Raw genomic sequence first — 18,772 nt, forward strand, 5'->3', positions numbered from 1 at the left:
TTGAGATTATTAATATATTAGACAGAATATTGTGATTTTCATACTCTTAAGGCTGGTCCTGTAGACGTAATTGGATGAGCAAGGATTTCAAGTGAGCCGTACAACAACTGTCGATACCGCGCCAACAAGCGATATTGATGAACAGATAGTTACCCCGCCGGATGGTTTTATCAAACGCGGAACATCCCCATTTATGCGCGTCACGCTGGCGCTGTTTTCCGCCGGACTGGCGACTTTTGCCCTCCTCTATTGTGTACAACCCATACTGCCTGTGCTTTCGCACGAGTTTGGTGTCTCTCCTGCCAGCAGTAGTATTTCGCTCTCCATTTCAACGGCGATGCTGGCGATAGGGTTACTGTTTACCGGCCCACTTTCAGATGCTATTGGCCGCAAGCCGGTGATGGTTACCGCGCTGCTGCTCGCCTCTTGTTGTACGCTCCTTTCAACAATGATGACCAGTTGGCACGGTATTTTAATCATGCGGGCGCTGATAGGACTTTCACTGAGCGGCGTCGCGGCGGTAGGGATGACCTATCTGAGTGAAGAGATTCATCCCAGTTTCGTCGCCTTCTCAATGGGCTTGTATATCAGCGGTAACTCGATTGGCGGTATGAGTGGTCGCTTGATCAGTGGCGTGTTTACCGACTTTTTTAACTGGCGTATCGCGCTGGCGGCGATCGGCTGTTTTGCCCTTGCCTCTGCGCTGATGTTCTGGAAAATCCTGCCGGAATCTCGTCATTTCAGACCAACGTCGCTGCGCCCGAAAACGTTGTTTATCAACTTCCGCTTGCACTGGCGCGACAGAGGCTTGCCGCTGCTGTTTGCGGAAGGTTTTTTACTGATGGGATCGTTTGTCACGCTGTTTAATTACATCGGCTACCGCCTGATGCTCTCTCCGTGGGAGCTCAGCCAGGCGGTTGTCGGTCTGTTATCTGTGGCGTATCTGACCGGGACCTGGAGTTCGCCAAAAGCAGGTTCTATGACCACTCGTTATGGCCGTGGCCCGGTAATGCTCTTTTCAACTGGCGTGATGCTGGTTGGACTGTTGATGACCCTGTTCACATCGCTATGGCTGATCTTCGCCGGGATGCTGCTCTTTTCAGCCGGTTTTTTTGCCGCGCACTCCGTAGCAAGCAGCTGGATTGGACCACGGGCAAAACGCGCTAAAGGCCAGGCTTCTTCCCTGTATCTGTTCAGCTATTATCTGGGATCCAGTATTGCCGGTACGCTCGGCGGCGTATTCTGGCACAGCTACGGCTGGAACGGTGTGGGCGGATTTATCGCCCTGATGCTGGTGCTGGCGTTGCTGGTCGGCGCACGTTTGCACCATCGTCTGCACGTATAATCCCCGATGCCCGGATTCCGGGCATCGCCTTTATGAATCAGGTAGTAACGTCTGGGCTCCCATTTGCAGAGCAATAACCGTCCCGTTCATCACTATATGCAGCATGATCGGCATCAACAGGCCGTTGCTTTTCAGTCTGGCGATGATCAAAACCTGCGACACAAGAAACAACATCAGCAACGTACGTAGATCCACATACTGCGTATGCATGATGGCAAAAATGACCGATACCACCACTGACGACAGCCAGGTTTTATTATTGAACCAGTACTGGAACGCGTTGAATAAACAGCCTCTGAAAACAATTTCTTCATAAACTGGCGCAATAAATATCAGAGTCAACGTAGATAACCACAATGCGTAACTACTTAAAGATATTTGGCTGGTCACCCACGCTTCGGTTTGTCTGAGACCCAAAATCAATGGCAGGATAAGCTGAATAAACAGCAGCGCCGCGAACAAAATGGTAAACCACCTGGCGTTGAAAATGCCTTTGCCCAGCCCCTCTCTTTTTCTGAAGAAGAAGTAATACAGCGGAACCAGCACAACAAATTCCAATGCAAACAACAGCGGGAAAAGTAGCCCTTTGGCAAGCAGGTCCTGACTCGCGGGGAAAAACAACGGGGTAAACGTGAGGCCAAACATCAGTAAAAACATTGAAAAGCAGCCAGCTACTGCTTTGGTCCTGGCGATATACAGGTTGTCGGCATCCTGTGACATACAATCTCCTTGCGCTCATCGAAGATAAGTTGATGAATTACCGATACATGATAAAAATTCTCATTATCACTGACAACCTACCAACTTTTACGCAATGCCCATTGGGGCAATGCCAAAACCCTCTTTACTCCGGAACTTCACCGTCAACTACTCAGGGGAGAATCCGCCAGCGGCAACGAAAAACGGAAGCAGGCCCCTGCCGTTGAGCTAACCAGGCTGATATCCCCTCCATGCAGCTCGAGCATTCTACGCACGATCAGTAAGCCCAGGCCGCCGCGCTCAGCCCTCTGCTCACGGGGAACTAACGCGGTCGGGCGCTGAAACAATACTTCTCGCACAGCTTCTTCTACCCCAGGCCCGCTGTCCTGCACTTCGGCTAATAAACGGTCTGCATCACGCCAGACTTTTAGCCGCACTTCACCTCCGTCAGGCGTATGACGGATAGCGTTATCCAGCAGATTCGTCACAACTCTTTCTATCATCGATAAATCGGCATTCACCAGCGGTAACGGCCCCATTACGTCAAGGTGCAACTGCAAATGACGCGTGGCAACAGGGAGATCAAATTTCTGTGCCACATCCTGGATCAATTCACCAATAGCAAAACGTTCACGCTGCGGTTTTATACCGCCATGCTCCAGTCTTGCCAGCTCAAACAGCTGTTGTGACAGATGACGAACTTTATGTCCCTGGCGCAGCGCGATACTAAGATAATGCCGGTTTTCCTCCGGCGTCATCGTATCGGCTTTCAGCGACAGCATTTCCAGATACCCCAGCAATGAAGTCAGCGGCGTGCGTAAATCGTGCGAAATATTGGCTATAAACTCTCTGCGCTGACGATCGCTGTCCGCTAATAGATCCCACTGCTGCGCAATTTTCTGCGCTAACTCGATAAACGCATTGTTCAGCAACGCAATTTCATTTGCCGGGGCCGGATCGGAATTTTTTTGCGCCAGCTGTTTGATGACGCTAATGCTGTCCTGTTCCAGTTTGACCACCTGCCCAGTCAACCTTTTCACTGGATTCGTCACCCATCGCCACACCAGAAAACCTGCAATTCCGCCGGCTAATAAAACCAGTATTAACGTCCAGGCCACGGTATTCCAGAGCGTTTTTTGCCAGGCGGTATTCGCCAACATATTCAGATCTTCGCCCTGCAGAATAATGTACAAATAGCCATGCAGCTCACCGTTATATAAAACCGGCGCGGCGCTGAATACCTTTTGCTGGCTGCTGCGCGGATCGTTGCCATATACGGGCAACGCATCTGAGTTAAGGAAATCCTGAATCGGCTGCACGCTAATTTTCTGCCTCTGGATATGCCCCGGCGGTGCGGCATCAGCGAGTATTTCACCTGATGGTGAAACCAGATACAGCTCCACGCTGGGGTTGAGCGTCATCAGGTGATTAAACAATCCTTTTAAGGTCTGGCGATTAACCTGCCCGCTGGCATCAATAAGCGACTCACTTTTGACAATCTTGCTCGCCAGCTCCAGCGAGAGCCTTTGCACCATCGCGTCGCCATATTGTTTGCTACTGCGAATCTGGACAGCACTGACGGCAACCGCACAAATCAGCATAATGGCGGTAAAGACCAGAGTCAGACGCTGGCTCAGCGACAGGCGATAAATCATGGCTGATGCTCCGCATTAACCGCAGCAAGCTTATAGCCTCGTCCCCAAACCGTGAGAATAATTTCCGGCTCCGCAGCATCCTTTTCAATTTTGGTCCGCAGACGATTAATATGACTGTTCACCGTATGCTCATAGCCCTCATGCTGGTAGCCCCACACCTGATCTAACAGCGCCTGGCGCGAAAAGACCTCGCCTGGATGACGGGCGAAAAAATAGAGCAGATCGAATTCTCGCGGTGTCAAATCGAGGGATTTACCATGCAGCCGAACTTCCCGGGCTAAAGGGTCAATCTCTACGCCATGAACGGTGATAATCCCCGCCCCCATACGCAGGTTCTGACTCATCGCTTCCTGACGGCGAAACAACGCCTTCACCCGAGCCATCAACTCCAGCACCGAGAAAGGCTTGGCCAGATAATCATCGGCCCCCATTTCCAGCCCCAATACACGGTGCGTTTCGCTGGTGCGGGCGCTGATAATAATGACGGGCAAATAAAAACTCATTTGGCGAATGCGACGACAAATCTCCAGCCCGTCGACCCCCGGCAGCATCAAATCGAGGATAACGGCATCCCAAACGTGTTTCTCCAGTTGTTCAAGCGCTCGCGTGCCGTCCGCTTCATGAACTATCTCGTAACCCTCATCCTTCAGGCTAAGCTGCAAAAGTGAGGCAATATCGCTGTCATCTTCCACCAAAAATATCTTTTTCGCGCCTGCCATCAGTGTCATCCCCCTCTCGTCGTGCTGAAAGCTTACCTCAGGCAAGGGGCGGAAGTTATCACAAAATTTTTAACTTTTCGTGAGGATCCAGGGATACGCATACGCGCAGTATGTCGTTATAGACACACCAGGCATCAACAGGGAAACGTCGCTTTGTTTTCCTTAACATGAAAATAAAAAGGAAGAGTTATGCAGAAAAAACGTCCACTTCGGGAAGCTGATGTTACAGCCGAATCAGTTTTTTTTATGCAACGACGACAAATCCTCAAAGCACTTGGGATAGGCGCGGCGGCGGCCACGCTGTCTTCCCCTACACGGGCTAATTTGTTGGATTGGTTTAAAGGCAACGATCGTCCACCAGCACCCGCAGGCAAAGCGCTCGAATTTACAAAGCCCGAGCGCTGGCAAAACAGCCTGTCTCTGACGCCAGAAGACAAGGTGACGGGCTACAACAATTTCTATGAATTTGGTCTGGATAAAGCAGATCCTGCCGCCAATGCCGGTAGTCTGAAAACCGATCCCTGGACATTGACGATCAACGGAGAGGTCAACAAACCTTTAACCTTGGATCATGATGCGCTGACCACTCGCTTTCCGTTAGAAGAGCGTATTTACCGGATGCGTTGCGTTGAAGCATGGTCGATGGTTGTGCCGTGGATCGGATTTCCTTTGCATAAATTATTGGCGCTGGTTGAGCCAACCAGTCACGCCAAATACGTCGCCTTTGAAACTCGCTACGCCCCTGATGAAATGCCCGGCCAGAAAGATCGCTTCATTGGCGGTGGGTTAAAATATCCCTATGTTGAAGGTCTGCGTTTGGATGAAGCCATACATCCGCTAACACTGCTGACCGTAGGCGTATATGGCAAAGCATTGCCGCCGCAAAATGGGGCGCCGATACGCTTGACCGTACCCTGGAAGTACGGCTTCAAGGGCATTAAATCGATAGTCAGTATTACGCTGACGCGTGAGCAGCCGCCGACGACCTGGAATATGTCAGCACCGAATGAATACGGTTTTTACGCCAACGTAAATCCGCAGGTCGATCACCCTCGTTGGTCTCAGGCTACTGAACGGTTTATCGGTTCGGGTGGCATTCTTGATGTACAGCGACAGCCCACGTTACCTTTTAATGGTTATGCCGATGAGGTGGCATCGTTATATCGGGGTATGGATCTTCGGGAGTATTTTTAGTGAGGTTGACCGCAAAACAGATAACCGGCCTGAAAGTGCTGCTGCATCTCGCCGGTTTTTTACCCCTGCTATGGCTCTTTTGGGCCGCGCAGCATGGCGGGTTGGGTGCCGACCCGGGAAAAGATATCCAGCACTTTACGAGCATTACCGCGCTAAAGTTTTTGCTTGCTACTCTGCTGGTATCCCCGCTTGCACGCTATGCAAAGCAGCCTTTGTTGTTTCGTACCCGGCAGTTGTTAGGTTTATGGTGCTTTGTATGGGCCACACTGCATATGGCCAGCTATGCTCTGCTGGAACTGGGTATACAAAATCTGGGATTGTTGGGTCGTGAACTGGTTTCACGCCCATGGCTAACCCTGGGCATGACCGGTTGGATTATCTTATTCCTGTTGACGTTGACCTCCACGCAAGCCGCGCAGCGTAAAATGGGCAAACGCTGGCAAACATTGCACAACTACGTCTACCTGGCCGCCATTTTGCTACCGCTGCATTACCTGTGGTCGGTAAAAGTGTTATCACCGCTTCCTATTATCTACGCCATCTGTTTTGTGGTTCTGTTGGCTTTTCGCTATAAAAAGCTTTTACGAAAAACCAGGTATAAAGGTGTGTTTATGAAAAGTGAGTGAATCACGGTAAACTTCTTAACCACACTTAAACAGAACGAGAACAAAAAATGAGTAGCAATGATAATTACCATCAGCTCACCCGCACGTTCCAGCGGCTATCTCGCTTCTCCCACCTCTCGGCAATCGCCAGTTGGGACATGTTTACCATGATGCCTTCAGGAGGAAGCAAAGCCCGTGGCGAAGCGCTGGCCGAGCTGAGCGTGCTTGAACACCAACTGTTAACCGATCCGAAAGTGGCAAGGTGGATCTCCGCAGCGCAACAGGAAGACCTCAACGATGTAGAACAGGCGAACCTGCGCGAAATGTCGCGACTGCATCACCAGGCATCCTTGTTGCCGGAATCGTTGGTAGAAGCAAAATCACTTGCGGGAAGCCGCTGCGAGCATGCCTGGCGTAGCCAGCGACCGGCAAATGACTGGGAAGGATTTTCCGAAAACCTGAAAGAGGTTGTGAAGTATAGCCGCGAAGAAGCCCGACTGCGCGCAGAAGCTAAAGGGTGTTCGCCGTATGACGCGTTACTGGACATTTTTGAACCGGGAATGACCAGCGCGCAGTTGGACAACCTTTTCGCGGACGTTAAAAGCTGGCTACCCGACCTGCTAAACAAGGTAGTGGCAAAGCAATCTCAACAGTCGCTCATCGCCCCGGTAGGCCCCTTCCCAACAGCTGTACAGCGAGAGTTGGGTCTTGAAACAATGGCACAGCTAGGTTTCGACTTTACCGCTGGTCGGCTGGATATCAGTGCACATCCCTTCTGTGGCGGCGTACCAGAAGATGTTCGCATTACCACCCGCTATGATGAAAACGAATTGCTCAGCGCGCTGTTTGGCGTGATCCATGAAACCGGTCACGCCCGCTATGAGCAGAATCTTCCGCGTAACTGGTCAGGGCAACCTATCGCTCTGGCACGTTCCACCGCCATTCATGAGTCCCAGAGTCTGTTCTTTGAGATGCAACTGGGACGCAGTAAAGCCTTTCTGACACGGTTAATTCCTGCTGTAACGCGCTACTTTGGCGATCAGGCTGCCTTTGAAGAAAGCAATTTCATCGCCTGGAACCAGCAGGTCAAACCCGGGTTTATCCGTGTTGATGCCGACGAGGTGAGCTATCCCGCTCACGTGATCCTGCGTTATGAAATCGAACGTGCGCTCATTAATGGCGATATTGAAGTGGATGATATCCCGGCATTGTGGAATGAGAAAATGCAGGCCTGGCTGGGGCTGTCAACGATCGGAAACTATCGTAACGGTTGTATGCAGGATATTCACTGGACCGACGGCGGCTTTGGCTACTTCCCTTCCTATACCTTGGGCGCTATGTATGCGGCGCAGTTGTTCAGTGCCGCTAACCGCGCATTACCTGATTTGAATCAGTCTATTGCGCAAGGTGAGTTTGCTCCCCTGTTTGACTGGTTACGTCAGAACATCTGGCAGCATGGCAGTCGTTTCACCACTGAACAGCTTATTACCCAGGCCACCGGAGAGCCGCTTAGCAGCCGTTATTTCCGCGCCCACCTGGAAGCCCGCTATTTGTAATCTCATACCGTGAGTCATTGTACATATCGTTACACGCCGATACCAATGACTCACGGAAGCCCTGTGATTACAGCGATATAGTTATTTCAACGGCCCCGCAGTGGGGTTGAATGAAAAACCAAATCGAGGGTATGAGAATGAAAAAAGTATTAGCTCTGGTTGTTGCCGCTGCTATGGGTCTGTCTTCTGCTGCATTTGCTGCTGAAACAACTGCTACAACCGCTCCGGCTGCTGCAGCAACCACTAAAGCTGCGCCGGCAAAAACCACGCATCATAAAAAACAGCACAAAGCAGCGCCGCAGAAAGCACAGGCTGCCAAGAAACACGCTAAAAAATCCACCACAAAACCGGCTGTAGAACAGAAAGCACCAGAGCAGAAAGCTCAGGCTGCTAAAAAACACACCAAAAAAGCGGCAACCAAACCAGCTGCAGAACAAAAAGCGCCAGAGCAGAAAGCTCAGGCCGCTAAAAAACACACCAAAAAAGCAGTAAAACACGACACTGCTAAACCAGCAGCTCAACCTGCAGCATAACGCATTTGTAGTCACTATGGCGTCCCCCACGCCATAGCATACGGCGCTAGATCGACCTGATGTAGCGCCGCCTTTCGGAGGGTAAAATGGTGTCACATTACCGCTTTGAGTTAATTCTTATTACGCTGATAATTTGCGCCATCATCGCCATGCGTTTTTATCTTGCCTGAATGTAGTTATCTGATTTTACTCCCACTTTCACGTCGTCCCGTCTATAGTATTAACTGAGGGTTTGCTGTTAATAATCATAATTCCCCACCAGAGCGTGATATGCATAAAACCATTGCTGTATTACTGGGTTCACTTTGTTTACTTCCTGTCGTTGCGCATGCAGACAAGCCTGCAACGGACAGCGCTGAAGCAGAAAATATAAAAACGCTGTTTTTTGGTCATGACGATCGCATAAAGGTGACTGACCCTACACAATCGCCGTGGGACGCTATCGGGCAACTGGAAACCGCCAGCGGTAACCTGTGTACCGCCACGCTCATTTCGCCACATCTGGCCCTGACGGCCGGACACTGTTTACTCACCCCCCCGAAAGGTAAGCCAGACAAAGCCGTCGCATTGCGTTTCGTGTCTAAAAAGGGTCTCTGGCGCTATGAAATCCACGACATTGAAGGCCGGGTTGCGCCCTCACTTGCCAAACGTTTAAAAGCCGATGGTGATGGCTGGATAGTGCCGCCTGCCGCAGCCCCGTGGGATTTTGGTCTGGTGGTGCTGCGTAATCCGCCGTCTGGCATCACACCGCTGCCACTGTTTGATGGCGACAAGGACGCGTTAACCGCGGCGCTAAAAACTGCAGATCGTAAAGTCACGCAGTCGGGCTATCCGGAAGATCATCTGGACGACCTGTACACACATCAGGATTGTGTGGTGACCGGCTGGGCGCAGAATACCGTCTTGTCACACCAGTGCGACACGCTCCCGGGCGACAGCGGTTCGCCATTGATGTTGCAGACAGAGTCTGGCTGGCAGTTGATTGGTGTGCAAAGCTCCGCTCCAGCAGCCAAAGATCGCTGGCGGGCAGATAATCGCGCCATATCCGTGACCGGTTTTCGCGAGAAGCTGGAAGCGTTAGCGCAGGAATAACACATGCTGCCCGCATTAACGGGCAGCATGGATATCAGGCAAGTTTTATCATTATCATTCCGGCCAGCAGCAGTATCACGCCGATCCAGCCCTTATTATTCAGACGCTGACCAAACAGCACCCAACCTGCCGCTAACGTCGCGGCAATACCGAATCCGCCCCACAAGGCGTAGGCAACAGAAAGGTCAATACCTTTTACCGCCTGCGACAGCGCGCTAAAGGCTGCTAACACGGCAGCTAACGACAGCACGCCATAAATCTTGCGGCGAAAACCATCGGAAAATTTCAAAAAGACGTTAGCGACGATTTCCAGCACGATAGCCATACCCAGCCAGGCACCGTGAACCCATTCAAACTGTTGCATGGGTCACCTCTTTGCCTGGTTTAACAGGCTTTCGGGTGCCGGATTTAATCAGCACAATGCCGACCACCAGTGAAGCCAGTCCTGCCACCTTCAATGTGGACAAGGTTTCGTCAAATAACAGAACGCTAAACAGCGTAATAAATAAAATACCGATCCCTTCCCACAGGGCATAGGCCACACCAAGTGCAATTTTTTTAACGGCAAAACTGAGAAAAATATACGATAAGGCGATCATTACCAGCATTAAAATAAAGCCCGAATTACCATGGCCGACGCTTGCCCATTTCATTGAAAGCGTACCAGTAATTTCAGCCGCGATGGCCAGACCTAATAATATCCAGTAAAACATGATGCTTCTCCTGCTTGAGAATATAGTCCTTTGGGCCTACTGCATGCAGTAAACCAAAAAATAAAATTAGTTAGCTCAGCGCACAGCGCCAGCTCAGGCAGAAGAAGGGACTAAAGCGCGTTGCGCCAGTGTTGCTCACCCGCAAGCAAGAAAGTGGAAGAGGTACGAAGAAGTGAAGGTAAACGCAAAAACATCCTGAACATATTGTCCATAATATTACAATTATCCGCAGTGTTGCTTCTCATCATCGCGGATGATAATTGTCCTCGGTAGTTAAACACAGATGATTTGTATCATAGCTTCAATACGAACTCAAAGTCTTTTCACTTCTTTACCTGCCCCGTTTGATTTTTGTTATAACGGCTCGACGCAAATCACACTATTATTCAGATTCAAAAATCAAAAACGCAGGAATACACATGGCGAAACCGATCATCACGCTTAACGGTCTAAAAATAGTCATTATGCTGGGCATGCTGGTTATCATCCTGAGCGGCATTCGCTTTGCCGCAGATATCATCGTCCCCTTTATTCTGGCGTTATTTATAGCCGTTGTGCTGAACCCCGTGGTGCAGCGGATGGTCAAGCTTCGCATACCGCGCGTATTTGCGGTGTCATTGCTCATCGTTATTATTGTAATGCTAATGGTACTGCTGTTAGCGTATTTAGGCACATCCTTAAATGAGCTTGCGCGTACGCTACCGCAATATCGCTCTTCACTGGTTATTCCACTAAAAAATCTTGAACCATGGTTACAACGCGCAGGGATCGGCGTTTCCGTGGATGAGCTCGTCAAATATATCGATCCAAACGCGGCAATGACGCTGGTGACCAATTTGCTGGCGCAGCTTTCGAATGCTATGTCATCGATCTTTTTACTGCTACTGACGGTAGTTTTTATGCTGCTGGAAGTACCGCAACTGCCCAACAAACTAAAACAAATGATGAGTCGCCCCATTGAAGGTATGGCGGCGATTCAACGCGCCATCGACAGCGTCTCTCACTATCTGGTGCTTAAAACGGCAATCAGCATTGTGACCGGATTGGTCGCCTGGGGCATGCTTGCTGCATTGGATGTGCGCTTTGCCTTTGTCTGGGGATTACTGGCCTTCGCCCTGAACTACATCCCTAATATCGGTTCGGTATTGGCGGCCATTCCCCCTATTGCTCAGGTGCTGGTATTTAGCGGCCTTTACGATGCGCTGGTGGTTCTGGCAGGCTATCTGGTCATCAACCTGGTATTCGGGAATATCCTCGAGCCGCGGATCATGGGGCGTGGACTTGGACTGTCTACGCTGGTGGTTTTTTTGTCGTTAATCTTCTGGGGCTGGCTGCTCGGCCCTGTTGGGATGCTGCTTTCTGTTCCGCTAACCATCATTGTGAAAATCGCGCTAGAGCAAACCAATGGCGGTCAAAGCATTGCGGTGCTACTGAGCGATCTCAACAAAGAGTAAAATGCAAAACGGCCTCCGCAGAGGCCGTCTTAGTTTTCACTGACGATTACAACGCTTTCAGAATCGCATCCACGCTGGCTTTGGCATCGCCAAACAGCATATGAGTGTTTTCTTTAAAGAACAGCGGGTTCTGCACACCAGCATAGCCCGTGTTCATCGAACGTTTGAACACGATGACGTTCTGCGCTTTCCATACTTCGAGCACCGGCATACCGGCGATCGGGCTGTTCGGGTCATCCTGTGCCGCCGGGTTTACCGTATCGTTGGCACCAATCACCAGCACGGTATCGGTATCAGCGAAATCATCGTTGATCTCGTCCATTTCCAGCACGATGTCATAAGGGACTTTGGCTTCCGCCAGCAGTACGTTCATATGACCGGGCAAACGCCCTGCTACCGGGTGAATACCGAAGCGCACTTTGATGCCACGCGCGCGCAGTTTCTCAGTGATTTCCGCGACCGGATACTGTGCCTGAGCCACTGCCATGCCATAGCCCGGGGTGATGATCACGGAGTGCGAGTTCTTCAGCATTTCTGCTGTGTCTTCCGCAGTAATCTCACGGTGCTCACCGACTTCTTCATCTGATCCAGTAGAAGAACCGTCAGAACCAAAGCCACCTGCAATAACGCTGAAAAATGAACGGTTCATCGCCTTACACATAATGTAAGACAGGATCGCACCAGAAGAACCGACCAGCGCACCGGTAACGATCAGCAGATCATTGCTCAGCATAAAGCCCGCCGCCGCCGCAGCCCATCCTGAATAGGAGTTGAGCATTGAAACGACCACCGGCATATCCGCACCACCGATGGAGGCCACCAGATGCCAGCCAAAAGCCAGTGCAATTATGGTCATCACCAGCAGCGCCAGAACCTGCAGGCCCACGCTTTCGGTACGGACAAACACCACCAGCAGCAGGAAAGAAACAACCAGCGCCGCCAGATTCATTTTGTGACGATTCGGCAGCATCAGCGGTTTAGAGGAGATCTTGCCGCGCAGTTTGCCAAAGGCCACCACAGAACCGGTAAAGGTTACCGCACCGATGAAGATACCCAGGAACACTTCCGTCAGGTGAATGTTCACCAGAATCGGCTCCAGGCCCGTATCGTGATACAGGTAGCTATTGAAGCCCACCAGTACCGCTGCCAGACCAACGAAGCTGTGCAGAATTGCCACCAGCTCCGGCATCTCGGTCATCTCAACTTTCTTCGCCAGACGAATACCAATCGCGCCGCCGATGATCATCGCCACCAGGATCCACGCAACGTTGCCGGTATCCGGACCAAAAATCGTGGCAATCAGCGCAATCGCCATCCCGGCGATACCGTAGTTGTTACCCTGCTGAGAGGTTTCGTGTTTCGAAAGCCCCGCCAGACTAAAAATAAACAGGATCGCGGCAACAATGTATGCAGCTGTAACTAATCCTCCAGACATATGTTACCCCTTAGTTTTTCCGGAACATTTTCAGCATGCGCTGAGTCACGGTGAAGCCACCGAAAATATTAATGCTGGCAATAAGCACCGCGATAAAGCTCAGGAAACTCACCCAGCCACCCTGGCCAATTTGCAATAACGCCCCAACCACGATAATCCCTGAGATAGCGTTAGTCACAGACATCAGCGGAGTATGCAACGCATGTGACACATTCCAGACCACGTAGTAACCCACCACGCAGGAAAGCGCGAACACCGTAAAGTGACCAAGGAACTCTTTCGGCGCAACGTCGGCGAGCCAGCCAAACAAAATCACCACCAGCGCCATCAGTGCATATTTGCGCCACGGAGAGACAGGTTTTTTCTCTTCTTTCGGTGCAGGTGCGGCTTTTTGCGCAGCCTGCGGCTGAGCAGAAACCTGGATAGGTGGCGCAGGCCAGGTGATTTCACCCTCGCGAACCACCGTGACACCGCGAACAACCACGTCGTCAAAATCGACGGTGATATTGCCGTCTTTCTCTTTGCACAACAGTTTGAGCAGGTTGACGAGGTTAGTGCCGTAAAGCTGGGAAGATTGCGTTGGCAAACGGCCAGGCAGGTCGGTATAGCCGATAACCTTCACCCCGTTCTCGGTGGTTGTCACCTGATTAGGCACGGTATATTCGCAGTTACCGCCGTTTTGCGCGGCAAGATCGACAATTACGCTGCCCGCTTTCATCGAATCGACCATTTCACGGGTGATCAGTTTCGGGGCCGGTTTGCCCGGGATCAGCGCAGTGGTAACAATAATGTCGACGTCTTTCGCCTGTGCAGCGAAGAGTTCCATTTCGGCTTTGATGAACGCCTCGGACATCACTTTGGCATAGCCATCACCGCTGCCCGCTTCTTCTTTAAAGTCCAGTTCAAGGAACTCGGCGCCCATACTCTGCACTTGTTCCTTCACTTCCGGACGGGTATCAAAAGCACGCACGATAGCGCCCAGGCTGTTTGCCGCACCGATCGCCGCAAGACCTGCCACACCCGCACCAATCACCATGACCTTGGCAGGTGGAACCTTGCCTGCGGCGGTGATCTGGCCGGTGAAGAAGCGACCGAATTCATGTGCAGCTTCAACAATAGCGCGATACCCGGCGATGTTCGCCATTGAGCTCAAAGCATCCAGCGACTGTGCGCGCGAAATACGCGGCACGGAGTCCATCGCCATAACTGTCACGTTTCGCTCTGCAAGCTTTTGCAACAGTTCAGGGTTTTGCGCGGGCCAAAGAAAGCTCACCAGCGTCGTGCCCGGATTGAGTAACGGAGTTTCCGCCTCCTCCGGCGCATTGACCTTCAGGATGATCTCTGACTGCCAGACTGCATTTCCATCAACAATTTCTGCGCCTGCTTGTACAAACGCCTTATCGTCAAAACTCGCCAGTTGACCTGCACCGCTTTCAACCGCGACGCTGAAACCTAACTTAAGCAGCTGCTCAACCGTCTTCGGCGTGGCTGCAACGCGGGTTTCATTGGTTAACCGTTCTCTTGGTATGCCAATTCGCATAATGTTCCCTTCCATCTGTAATTATGATGATGGTTTATCAATGTTCGCACGAGGCATGCGCGCACTCTCGAGAGAGGTCAGTGTTACCTCAATAAAATAAAACAGTAACAAACTCTGTATAACCTACTGAAAATGACGCCTGTGATCTAGCGCCAAAAAACAGTATTTATTATGAAATTCGCAAAATAGAGATTAATCGAACCTCAGACAGATAAAATGCCCTAAAAATAGCCCACAAAGGCTGATAATTCGCTTAAGCGAAGCGGCAAAACATGATTACGCACCTGCCAAAAACAATTAATTAACATTAAATTAACTTATGAAATTCAACTGCTTTATCAGTTTTGGTCACCAAACGCCGAATTTTTCGGCATATCACTAAATGTTATCGATGTTGTTAAGCCAGGTGGCACGATGAGTGAAAAATGACGCAGACACTGACGCAATTTAAATGCAATAATCAGCGACGTTTCTAGTCAATAACAATACCAGTACCTGGTTTGCGCAAGGCGAAGGATTATTTTTATGAAGCTTAAGAACACTCTCCTGGCGTCCGCACTTATTTCTGCGACTGCTTTTTCTGTCAATGCAGCGACAGAATTGACGCCGGAGCAAGCGGCTGCCCTGAAACCCTATGACCGCATTGTGGTCACCGGTCGTTTTAATGCTATCGGTGATGCAGTTGCTGCCGTATCACGCCGTGCAGATAAAGACGGTGCAGCCTCCTTTTATGTTGTTGATACTTCAGATTTTGGCAGCGGCGGTAACTGGCGCGTTGTTGCCGACGTCTATAAAGCTGACGCTGAAAAAGCGGAAGCGTCAAAAAACCGTATCATTAACGGCGTTATGGAATTGCCTAAAGATCAGGCCGTTCTGATTGAACCTTACGATACCGTTACGGTACAGGGTTTCTACCGTAGCCAGCCTGAAGTAAACGATGCAATCACCAAAGCTGCGAGAGAGAAAGGTGCATATTCCTTCTATATCGTGCGCCAGGTCGATGCCAACCAGGGCGGCAACCAGCGTATTACCGCATTCATCTACAAAGCTGATGCGAAAAAACGCGTAGTGCAAAGCCCTGATGCGATCCCAGCAGATTCTGATGCCGGACGCGCCGCATTAGCAGCAGGTGGCGAAGCCGCGAAGAAAGTTGAGATCCCAGGCGTTGCAACTACCGCTTCCCCGAGTGCTGAAGTCGGTCGCTTCTTCGAAACGCAATCCACCAAAGGCGGACGTTACACTGTCACGCTGCCGGATGGAACCAAAGTTGAAGAACTGAACAAAGCGACCGCCGCCATGATGGTACCGTTCGACAGCATCAAGTTCACCGGTAACTACGGCAACATGACGGAAGTTTCTTATCAGGTAGCAAAACGCGCAGCGAAAAAAGGCGCGAAGTATTATCACATCACCCGCCAGTGGTCAGAACGTGGTAACAACGTGACAATCAGCGCCGATCTGTATAAGTAATACCCAATGTATTATCAGGTCTACAGTCCTTGTAGACCTGATAATTTCGCGCAGTTCTGCTCCCAGACAAAACAAAAACAGCAGTATTAAGACAACTTTTCACACTATTAGTCACAAATCTCTCTATCCCCATTGCATGCATTCTCTTCTCTCCGTAAAATCCCGCGCCTTAGTGGCTTTCACCATTTTTATGCGGTTTGCCAAAATAATTATTCTCTCACTCTCGTTTTTGTAACTGGATACAAATGGAAAAGAAATTGGGTCTGAGCGCACTGACCGCGCTGGTTTTAAGCTCAATGCTCGGCGCTGGCGTTTTCAGCCTGCCACAAAACATGGCGGCAGTAGCCAGCCCGGCTGCATTACTGATTGGTTGGGCGATTACCGGTGCGGGTATTCTTTTGCTCGCCTTTGCCATGCTGATCCTGACGCGTATCCGTCCTGAACTGGATGGCGGTATTTTTACCTATGCGCGTGAAGGTTTTGGCGAGCTGATTGGCTTCTGCTCCGCGTGGGGATACTGGCTGTGTGCCGTTATCGCTAACGTTTCGTATCTGGTCATTGTCTTCTCTGCACTCAGCTTCTTTACCGACACGCCTGAGTTACGTCTGTTTGGCGACGGTAATACCTGGCAGTCGATTGTGGGCGCATCGATGCTACTGTGGATCGTACACTTCCTTGTGCTGCGCGGTGTGCAAACGGCAGCCAGTATTAACCTGGTCGCGACGCTGGCGAAATTACTGCCGCTGGGTCTGTTTATCGTGCTGGCGTTCATGCTGTTTAAGCTCGACACCTTTACTCTCGATTTTACCGGCGTAGCATTGGGCGTTCCCGTCTGGGAGCAGGTCAAAAACACCATGCTCATCACCTTGTGGGTATTCATCGGTGTGGAAGGCGCGGTGGTGGTTTCTGCCCGTGCCAGAAACAAACGCGATGTCGGACGCGCCACGCTGCTGGCGGTACTTGCCGCGCTGGGCGTTTACCTGCTGGTCACCCTGTTATCTCTGGGCGTTGTCGCACGTCCCGAACTGGCGGAGATCCGTAACCCGTCAATGGCCGGTCTGATGGTTAAAATGATGGGACCATGGGGCGAAATTATTATTGCCGCAGGTCTGATTGTTTCCGTGTGCGGCGCCTATCTAAGCTGGACGATTATGGCGGCGGAAGTGCCGTTCCTCGCCTCCACGCACAAAGCGTTTCCGCGCATTTTTGCGCGACAGAACGCGCAAGGCGCGCCATCGGCGTCGCTATGGCTGACCAACATCTGCGTACAGCTCTGCCTGGTGCTGATCTGGCTTACTGGTTCCGACTACAATACGTTATTGACTATCGCCTCAGAGATGATTCTGGTGCCCTATTTGCTGGTCGGCGCATTTCTGTTAAAAATTGCAACCCGTCCGATTCATAAAGCTGTCGGTATCGGGGCGAGTATTTATGGCATATGGTTATTGTATGCGTCAGGTCCGATGCACCTGCTGCTGTCCGTAGTGCTGTATGCGCCAGGACTGCTGGTTTTCCTTTATGCCCGTAAAACGCACGCGCATGAAAACGTATTAAAACGCCAGGAGATGGCGCTGATCGGCCTGCTGCTTGTTGCTGCTGTGCCGGCTACCTGGATGCTGATGGGGTAACGTTATACCCATCGTTCGCGACATATGGAGATTACGATGGGTAAAAAAAACCCTTTGCCAATTCTTATCACCGGAGGTGGTCGTCGTATCGGCCTCGCCGTCGCATGGCACTTTCTGAACCAAAAACAGCCAGTTATCGTCAGCTACCGTACGCACTATCCTGCCATTGACGGCCTGCGAGAAGCGGGCGCGATTTGTATCCCTGCTGACTTTTCCACAGATGAAGGCGTGCTGGCCTTTGCTGATGAGGTCAAAGCTCAGACGGATGGCTTGCGTGCTATTGTGCATAATGCCAGTGCCTGGCTTGCAGAAAAGCCTGGTACACCGCTGACCGATGTGCTGTCAGCCATGATGCAGATTCATGTCAATACGCCCTACCTGCTCAACCATGCACTGGAAGGGTTGCTACGCGGTCATGGACACGCGGCCAGCGATATAATCCATTTTACTGATTATGTTGTGGAGCGCGGCAGCGACAAGCACATTGCTTATGCTGCCAGCAAAGCGGCGCTGGATAATATGACCCGCTCGTTCGCGCGCAAACTGGCACCGGAAGTGAAAGTGAACGCGATTGCCCCTTCACTTATCCTGTTTAACGAGGGTGATGATGCAGAGTATCGCCAGCAGGCACTGAACAAATCACTGATGAAAACCGCACCAGGTGAAAAAGAGGTCATTGATTTAATTGACTATCTGTTAACCAGCTGTTTTGTCACCGGACGTAGTTTTGCCCTTGATGGCGGGCGTCATCTGCGTTAGTGCAGTTTGATCCAACAAAAGATCAGCAACCACGCGCTCAGGCCCCAGCACACCACTGATCCGCCGAGCGCAACGGGTAAGCGCATAAATCCGGTGAAATACCACAGTGAAACGAGGTAAACAAAATAGGGAATAATCGACCACATGCTGAATATGATGGTTGTACGTAACGCCTCGACACCACGCTCACTGGCTACGATATAGTGGGCAATCAACGCAAACGTCGGGAACAACGGAATTAACCCGGCAATATAGTAATTCTTTGTTTTCGCCAGCAAGCCAATCAACACCACCACCAGCGCACCGAGCGCCGCTTTTATAACGAGTCCCATCACTCTGCCTTAACACATCAATAACATCAGCCCCTAGCATAAC

20 protein-coding genes are annotated in these 18,772 nt (G+C 51.0%); 11 read left to right on the plus strand and 9 right to left on the minus strand.

Annotation, left to right across the window (positions count from 1 at the left end; all coding sequences use genetic code 11):
* The first annotated feature begins 91 nt into the window (after positions 1-91).
* Entirely contained in the window at positions 92-1,345 is a 1,254-nt protein-coding gene (ynfM, locus tag OGX66_RS24020; protein ID WP_003836350.1) for a multidrug efflux MFS transporter YnfM/SxtP(Kp), read from the plus strand.
* A gap of 30 nt (positions 1,346-1,375) precedes the next feature.
* Here the strand turns inward: ynfM and OGX66_RS24025 are convergent, their stop codons facing one another.
* The 3 genes from OGX66_RS24025 to OGX66_RS24035 form a co-directional block, all read right to left on the minus strand.
* Entirely contained in the window at positions 1,376-2,065 is a 690-nt protein-coding gene (locus OGX66_RS24025; protein ID WP_003028926.1) for a CPBP family intramembrane glutamic endopeptidase, read from the minus strand.
* Between the two features lie 143 nt (positions 2,066-2,208).
* Positions 2,209-3,699 (minus strand): sensor histidine kinase, encoded by a 1,491-nt coding sequence (locus OGX66_RS24030; RefSeq protein WP_270921808.1) that lies wholly within the window; start codon positions 3,697-3,699, stop codon positions 2,209-2,211.
* Positions 3,696-4,418 carry a winged helix-turn-helix domain-containing protein gene (locus tag OGX66_RS24035; RefSeq protein ID WP_172750506.1) on the minus strand — a complete coding sequence of 241 codons (723 nt, stop codon included), beginning with the start codon at positions 4,416-4,418 and terminating at the stop codon, positions 3,696-3,698. The genes OGX66_RS24030 and OGX66_RS24035 overlap by 4 nt, the downstream gene beginning before the upstream one ends.
* A 189-nt stretch (positions 4,419-4,607) precedes the next feature.
* Between OGX66_RS24035 and msrP the strand changes: the two genes are divergently transcribed.
* From msrP to OGX66_RS24060, 6 genes are all read left to right on the plus strand, one after another.
* Positions 4,608-5,612, plus strand: coding sequence for a protein-methionine-sulfoxide reductase catalytic subunit MsrP (gene msrP / locus OGX66_RS24040; RefSeq protein WP_048218958.1), 1,005 nt, complete (start codon positions 4,608-4,610; stop codon positions 5,610-5,612).
* Positions 5,612-6,238 carry a protein-methionine-sulfoxide reductase heme-binding subunit MsrQ gene (msrQ, locus tag OGX66_RS24045; RefSeq protein ID WP_286512422.1) on the plus strand — a complete coding sequence of 209 codons (627 nt, stop codon included), beginning with the start codon at positions 5,612-5,614 and terminating at the stop codon, positions 6,236-6,238. The genes msrP and msrQ overlap by 1 nt, the downstream gene beginning before the upstream one ends.
* A 47-nt stretch (positions 6,239-6,285) precedes the next feature.
* Complete coding sequence (locus OGX66_RS24050; RefSeq protein WP_003836366.1) at positions 6,286-7,773, plus strand: carboxypeptidase M32; 1,488 nt, start codon at positions 6,286-6,288, stop codon at positions 7,771-7,773.
* A gap of 137 nt (positions 7,774-7,910) precedes the next feature.
* Positions 7,911-8,306: an acid resistance repetitive basic protein Asr gene (gene asr, locus OGX66_RS24055; protein WP_003028934.1), complete on the plus strand. Its 396-nt coding sequence runs from the start codon at positions 7,911-7,913 to the stop codon at positions 8,304-8,306.
* 86 nt (positions 8,307-8,392) lie between these two features.
* Positions 8,393-8,476: a small membrane protein YdgU gene (ydgU, locus tag OGX66_RS24670; protein WP_085954017.1), complete on the plus strand. Its 84-nt coding sequence runs from the start codon at positions 8,393-8,395 to the stop codon at positions 8,474-8,476.
* Positions 8,477-8,576: 100 nt separating this feature from the next.
* A complete protein-coding gene (locus tag OGX66_RS24060; RefSeq protein ID WP_003836367.1) occupies positions 8,577-9,398 on the plus strand; it encodes a trypsin-like serine peptidase in 822 nt (273 codons plus the stop codon).
* 34 nt (positions 9,399-9,432) lie between these two features.
* Here the strand turns inward: OGX66_RS24060 and mdtI are convergent, their stop codons facing one another.
* The 3 genes from mdtI to OGX66_RS24675 form a co-directional block, all read right to left on the minus strand.
* On the minus strand, positions 9,433-9,762 hold the full coding sequence (mdtI, locus tag OGX66_RS24065) for a multidrug/spermidine efflux SMR transporter subunit MdtI (RefSeq protein ID WP_003028939.1): 330 nt from the start codon (positions 9,760-9,762) through the stop codon (positions 9,433-9,435).
* Positions 9,749-10,114: a multidrug/spermidine efflux SMR transporter subunit MdtJ gene (mdtJ, locus tag OGX66_RS24070; protein ID WP_161799268.1), complete on the minus strand. Its 366-nt coding sequence runs from the start codon at positions 10,112-10,114 to the stop codon at positions 9,749-9,751. The genes mdtI and mdtJ overlap by 14 nt, the downstream gene beginning before the upstream one ends.
* A 107-nt stretch (positions 10,115-10,221) precedes the next feature.
* Positions 10,222-10,392 (minus strand): protein YdgV, encoded by a 171-nt coding sequence (locus OGX66_RS24675; RefSeq protein ID WP_085951052.1) that lies wholly within the window; start codon positions 10,390-10,392, stop codon positions 10,222-10,224.
* A 138-nt stretch (positions 10,393-10,530) separates the two neighbouring features.
* Between OGX66_RS24675 and OGX66_RS24075 the strand changes: the two genes are divergently transcribed.
* Positions 10,531-11,565 carry an AI-2E family transporter gene (locus OGX66_RS24075; protein WP_003028941.1) on the plus strand — a complete coding sequence of 345 codons (1,035 nt, stop codon included), beginning with the start codon at positions 10,531-10,533 and terminating at the stop codon, positions 11,563-11,565.
* Positions 11,566-11,611: 46 nt separating this feature from the next.
* On the opposite strand, the gene pntB is transcribed toward OGX66_RS24075, so the two are convergent.
* Together pntB and pntA are read right to left on the minus strand one after the other, a co-directional pair.
* Positions 11,612-13,000 (minus strand): Re/Si-specific NAD(P)(+) transhydrogenase subunit beta, encoded by a 1,389-nt coding sequence (gene pntB, locus OGX66_RS24080; RefSeq protein ID WP_032935797.1) that lies wholly within the window; start codon positions 12,998-13,000, stop codon positions 11,612-11,614.
* Positions 13,001-13,010: 10 nt separating this feature from the next.
* Positions 13,011-14,540 (minus strand): Re/Si-specific NAD(P)(+) transhydrogenase subunit alpha, encoded by a 1,530-nt coding sequence (gene pntA, locus OGX66_RS24085; RefSeq protein ID WP_270921806.1) that lies wholly within the window; start codon positions 14,538-14,540, stop codon positions 13,011-13,013.
* Between the two features lie 525 nt (positions 14,541-15,065).
* Here pntA and ydgH point away from each other — a divergent pair.
* From ydgH to folM, 3 genes are all read left to right on the plus strand, one after another.
* On the plus strand, positions 15,066-16,010 hold the full coding sequence (gene ydgH / locus OGX66_RS24090) for a DUF1471 family protein YdgH (protein WP_003028946.1): 945 nt from the start codon (positions 15,066-15,068) through the stop codon (positions 16,008-16,010).
* A 245-nt stretch (positions 16,011-16,255) separates the two neighbouring features.
* A complete protein-coding gene (locus OGX66_RS24095; protein WP_003843569.1) occupies positions 16,256-17,638 on the plus strand; it encodes an amino acid permease in 1,383 nt (460 codons plus the stop codon).
* Between the two features lie 36 nt (positions 17,639-17,674).
* A complete protein-coding gene (gene folM, locus OGX66_RS24100; protein WP_016150208.1) occupies positions 17,675-18,397 on the plus strand; it encodes a dihydromonapterin reductase in 723 nt (240 codons plus the stop codon).
* Here folM and OGX66_RS24105 read toward each other — a convergent pair.
* Positions 18,394-18,729, minus strand: coding sequence for a GlpM family protein (locus OGX66_RS24105; protein ID WP_044712364.1), 336 nt, complete (start codon positions 18,727-18,729; stop codon positions 18,394-18,396). The two genes, folM and OGX66_RS24105, sit on opposite strands and share 4 nt — an antisense overlap.
* Positions 18,730-18,772 lie beyond the last annotated feature (43 nt).

It is taken from the genome of Citrobacter sp. Cf072 (assembly GCF_030334485.1).
In the GTDB taxonomy this organism is placed as follows: domain Bacteria; phylum Pseudomonadota; class Gammaproteobacteria; order Enterobacterales; family Enterobacteriaceae; genus Citrobacter; species Citrobacter freundii.

What these genes read in the sequence shown, in the direction of transcription:
- OGX66_RS24060 (WP_003836367.1), top strand. Translation starts at nt 8,577, where the DNA reads ATGCATAAAACCATTGCTGTATTACTGGGTTCACTTTGTTTACTTCCT.
- ydgU (WP_085954017.1), top strand. Translation starts at nt 8,393, where the DNA reads ATGGTGTCACATTACCGCTTTGAGTTAATTCTTATTACGCTGATAATT.
- ydgH (WP_003028946.1), top strand. Translation starts at nt 15,066, where the DNA reads ATGAAGCTTAAGAACACTCTCCTGGCGTCCGCACTTATTTCTGCGACT.
- OGX66_RS24030 (WP_270921808.1), bottom strand. Translation starts at nt 3,699, where the DNA reads ATGATTTATCGCCTGTCGCTGAGCCAGCGTCTGACTCTGGTCTTTACC.
- asr (WP_003028934.1), top strand. Translation starts at nt 7,911, where the DNA reads ATGAAAAAAGTATTAGCTCTGGTTGTTGCCGCTGCTATGGGTCTGTCT.
- msrP (WP_048218958.1), top strand. Translation starts at nt 4,608, where the DNA reads ATGCAGAAAAAACGTCCACTTCGGGAAGCTGATGTTACAGCCGAATCA.
- OGX66_RS24095 (WP_003843569.1), top strand. Translation starts at nt 16,256, where the DNA reads ATGGAAAAGAAATTGGGTCTGAGCGCACTGACCGCGCTGGTTTTAAGC.
- mdtI (WP_003028939.1), bottom strand. Translation starts at nt 9,762, where the DNA reads ATGCAACAGTTTGAATGGGTTCACGGTGCCTGGCTGGGTATGGCTATC.
- OGX66_RS24105 (WP_044712364.1), bottom strand. Translation starts at nt 18,729, where the DNA reads ATGGGACTCGTTATAAAAGCGGCGCTCGGTGCGCTGGTGGTGGTGTTG.
- OGX66_RS24075 (WP_003028941.1), top strand. Translation starts at nt 10,531, where the DNA reads ATGGCGAAACCGATCATCACGCTTAACGGTCTAAAAATAGTCATTATG.
- OGX66_RS24025 (WP_003028926.1), bottom strand. Translation starts at nt 2,065, where the DNA reads ATGTCACAGGATGCCGACAACCTGTATATCGCCAGGACCAAAGCAGTA.
- pntB (WP_032935797.1), bottom strand. Translation starts at nt 13,000, where the DNA reads ATGTCTGGAGGATTAGTTACAGCTGCATACATTGTTGCCGCGATCCTG.
- folM (WP_016150208.1), top strand. Translation starts at nt 17,675, where the DNA reads ATGGGTAAAAAAAACCCTTTGCCAATTCTTATCACCGGAGGTGGTCGT.
- OGX66_RS24050 (WP_003836366.1), top strand. Translation starts at nt 6,286, where the DNA reads ATGAGTAGCAATGATAATTACCATCAGCTCACCCGCACGTTCCAGCGG.
- pntA (WP_270921806.1), bottom strand. Translation starts at nt 14,540, where the DNA reads ATGCGAATTGGCATACCAAGAGAACGGTTAACCAATGAAACCCGCGTT.
- OGX66_RS24035 (WP_172750506.1), bottom strand. Translation starts at nt 4,418, where the DNA reads ATGGCAGGCGCGAAAAAGATATTTTTGGTGGAAGATGACAGCGATATT.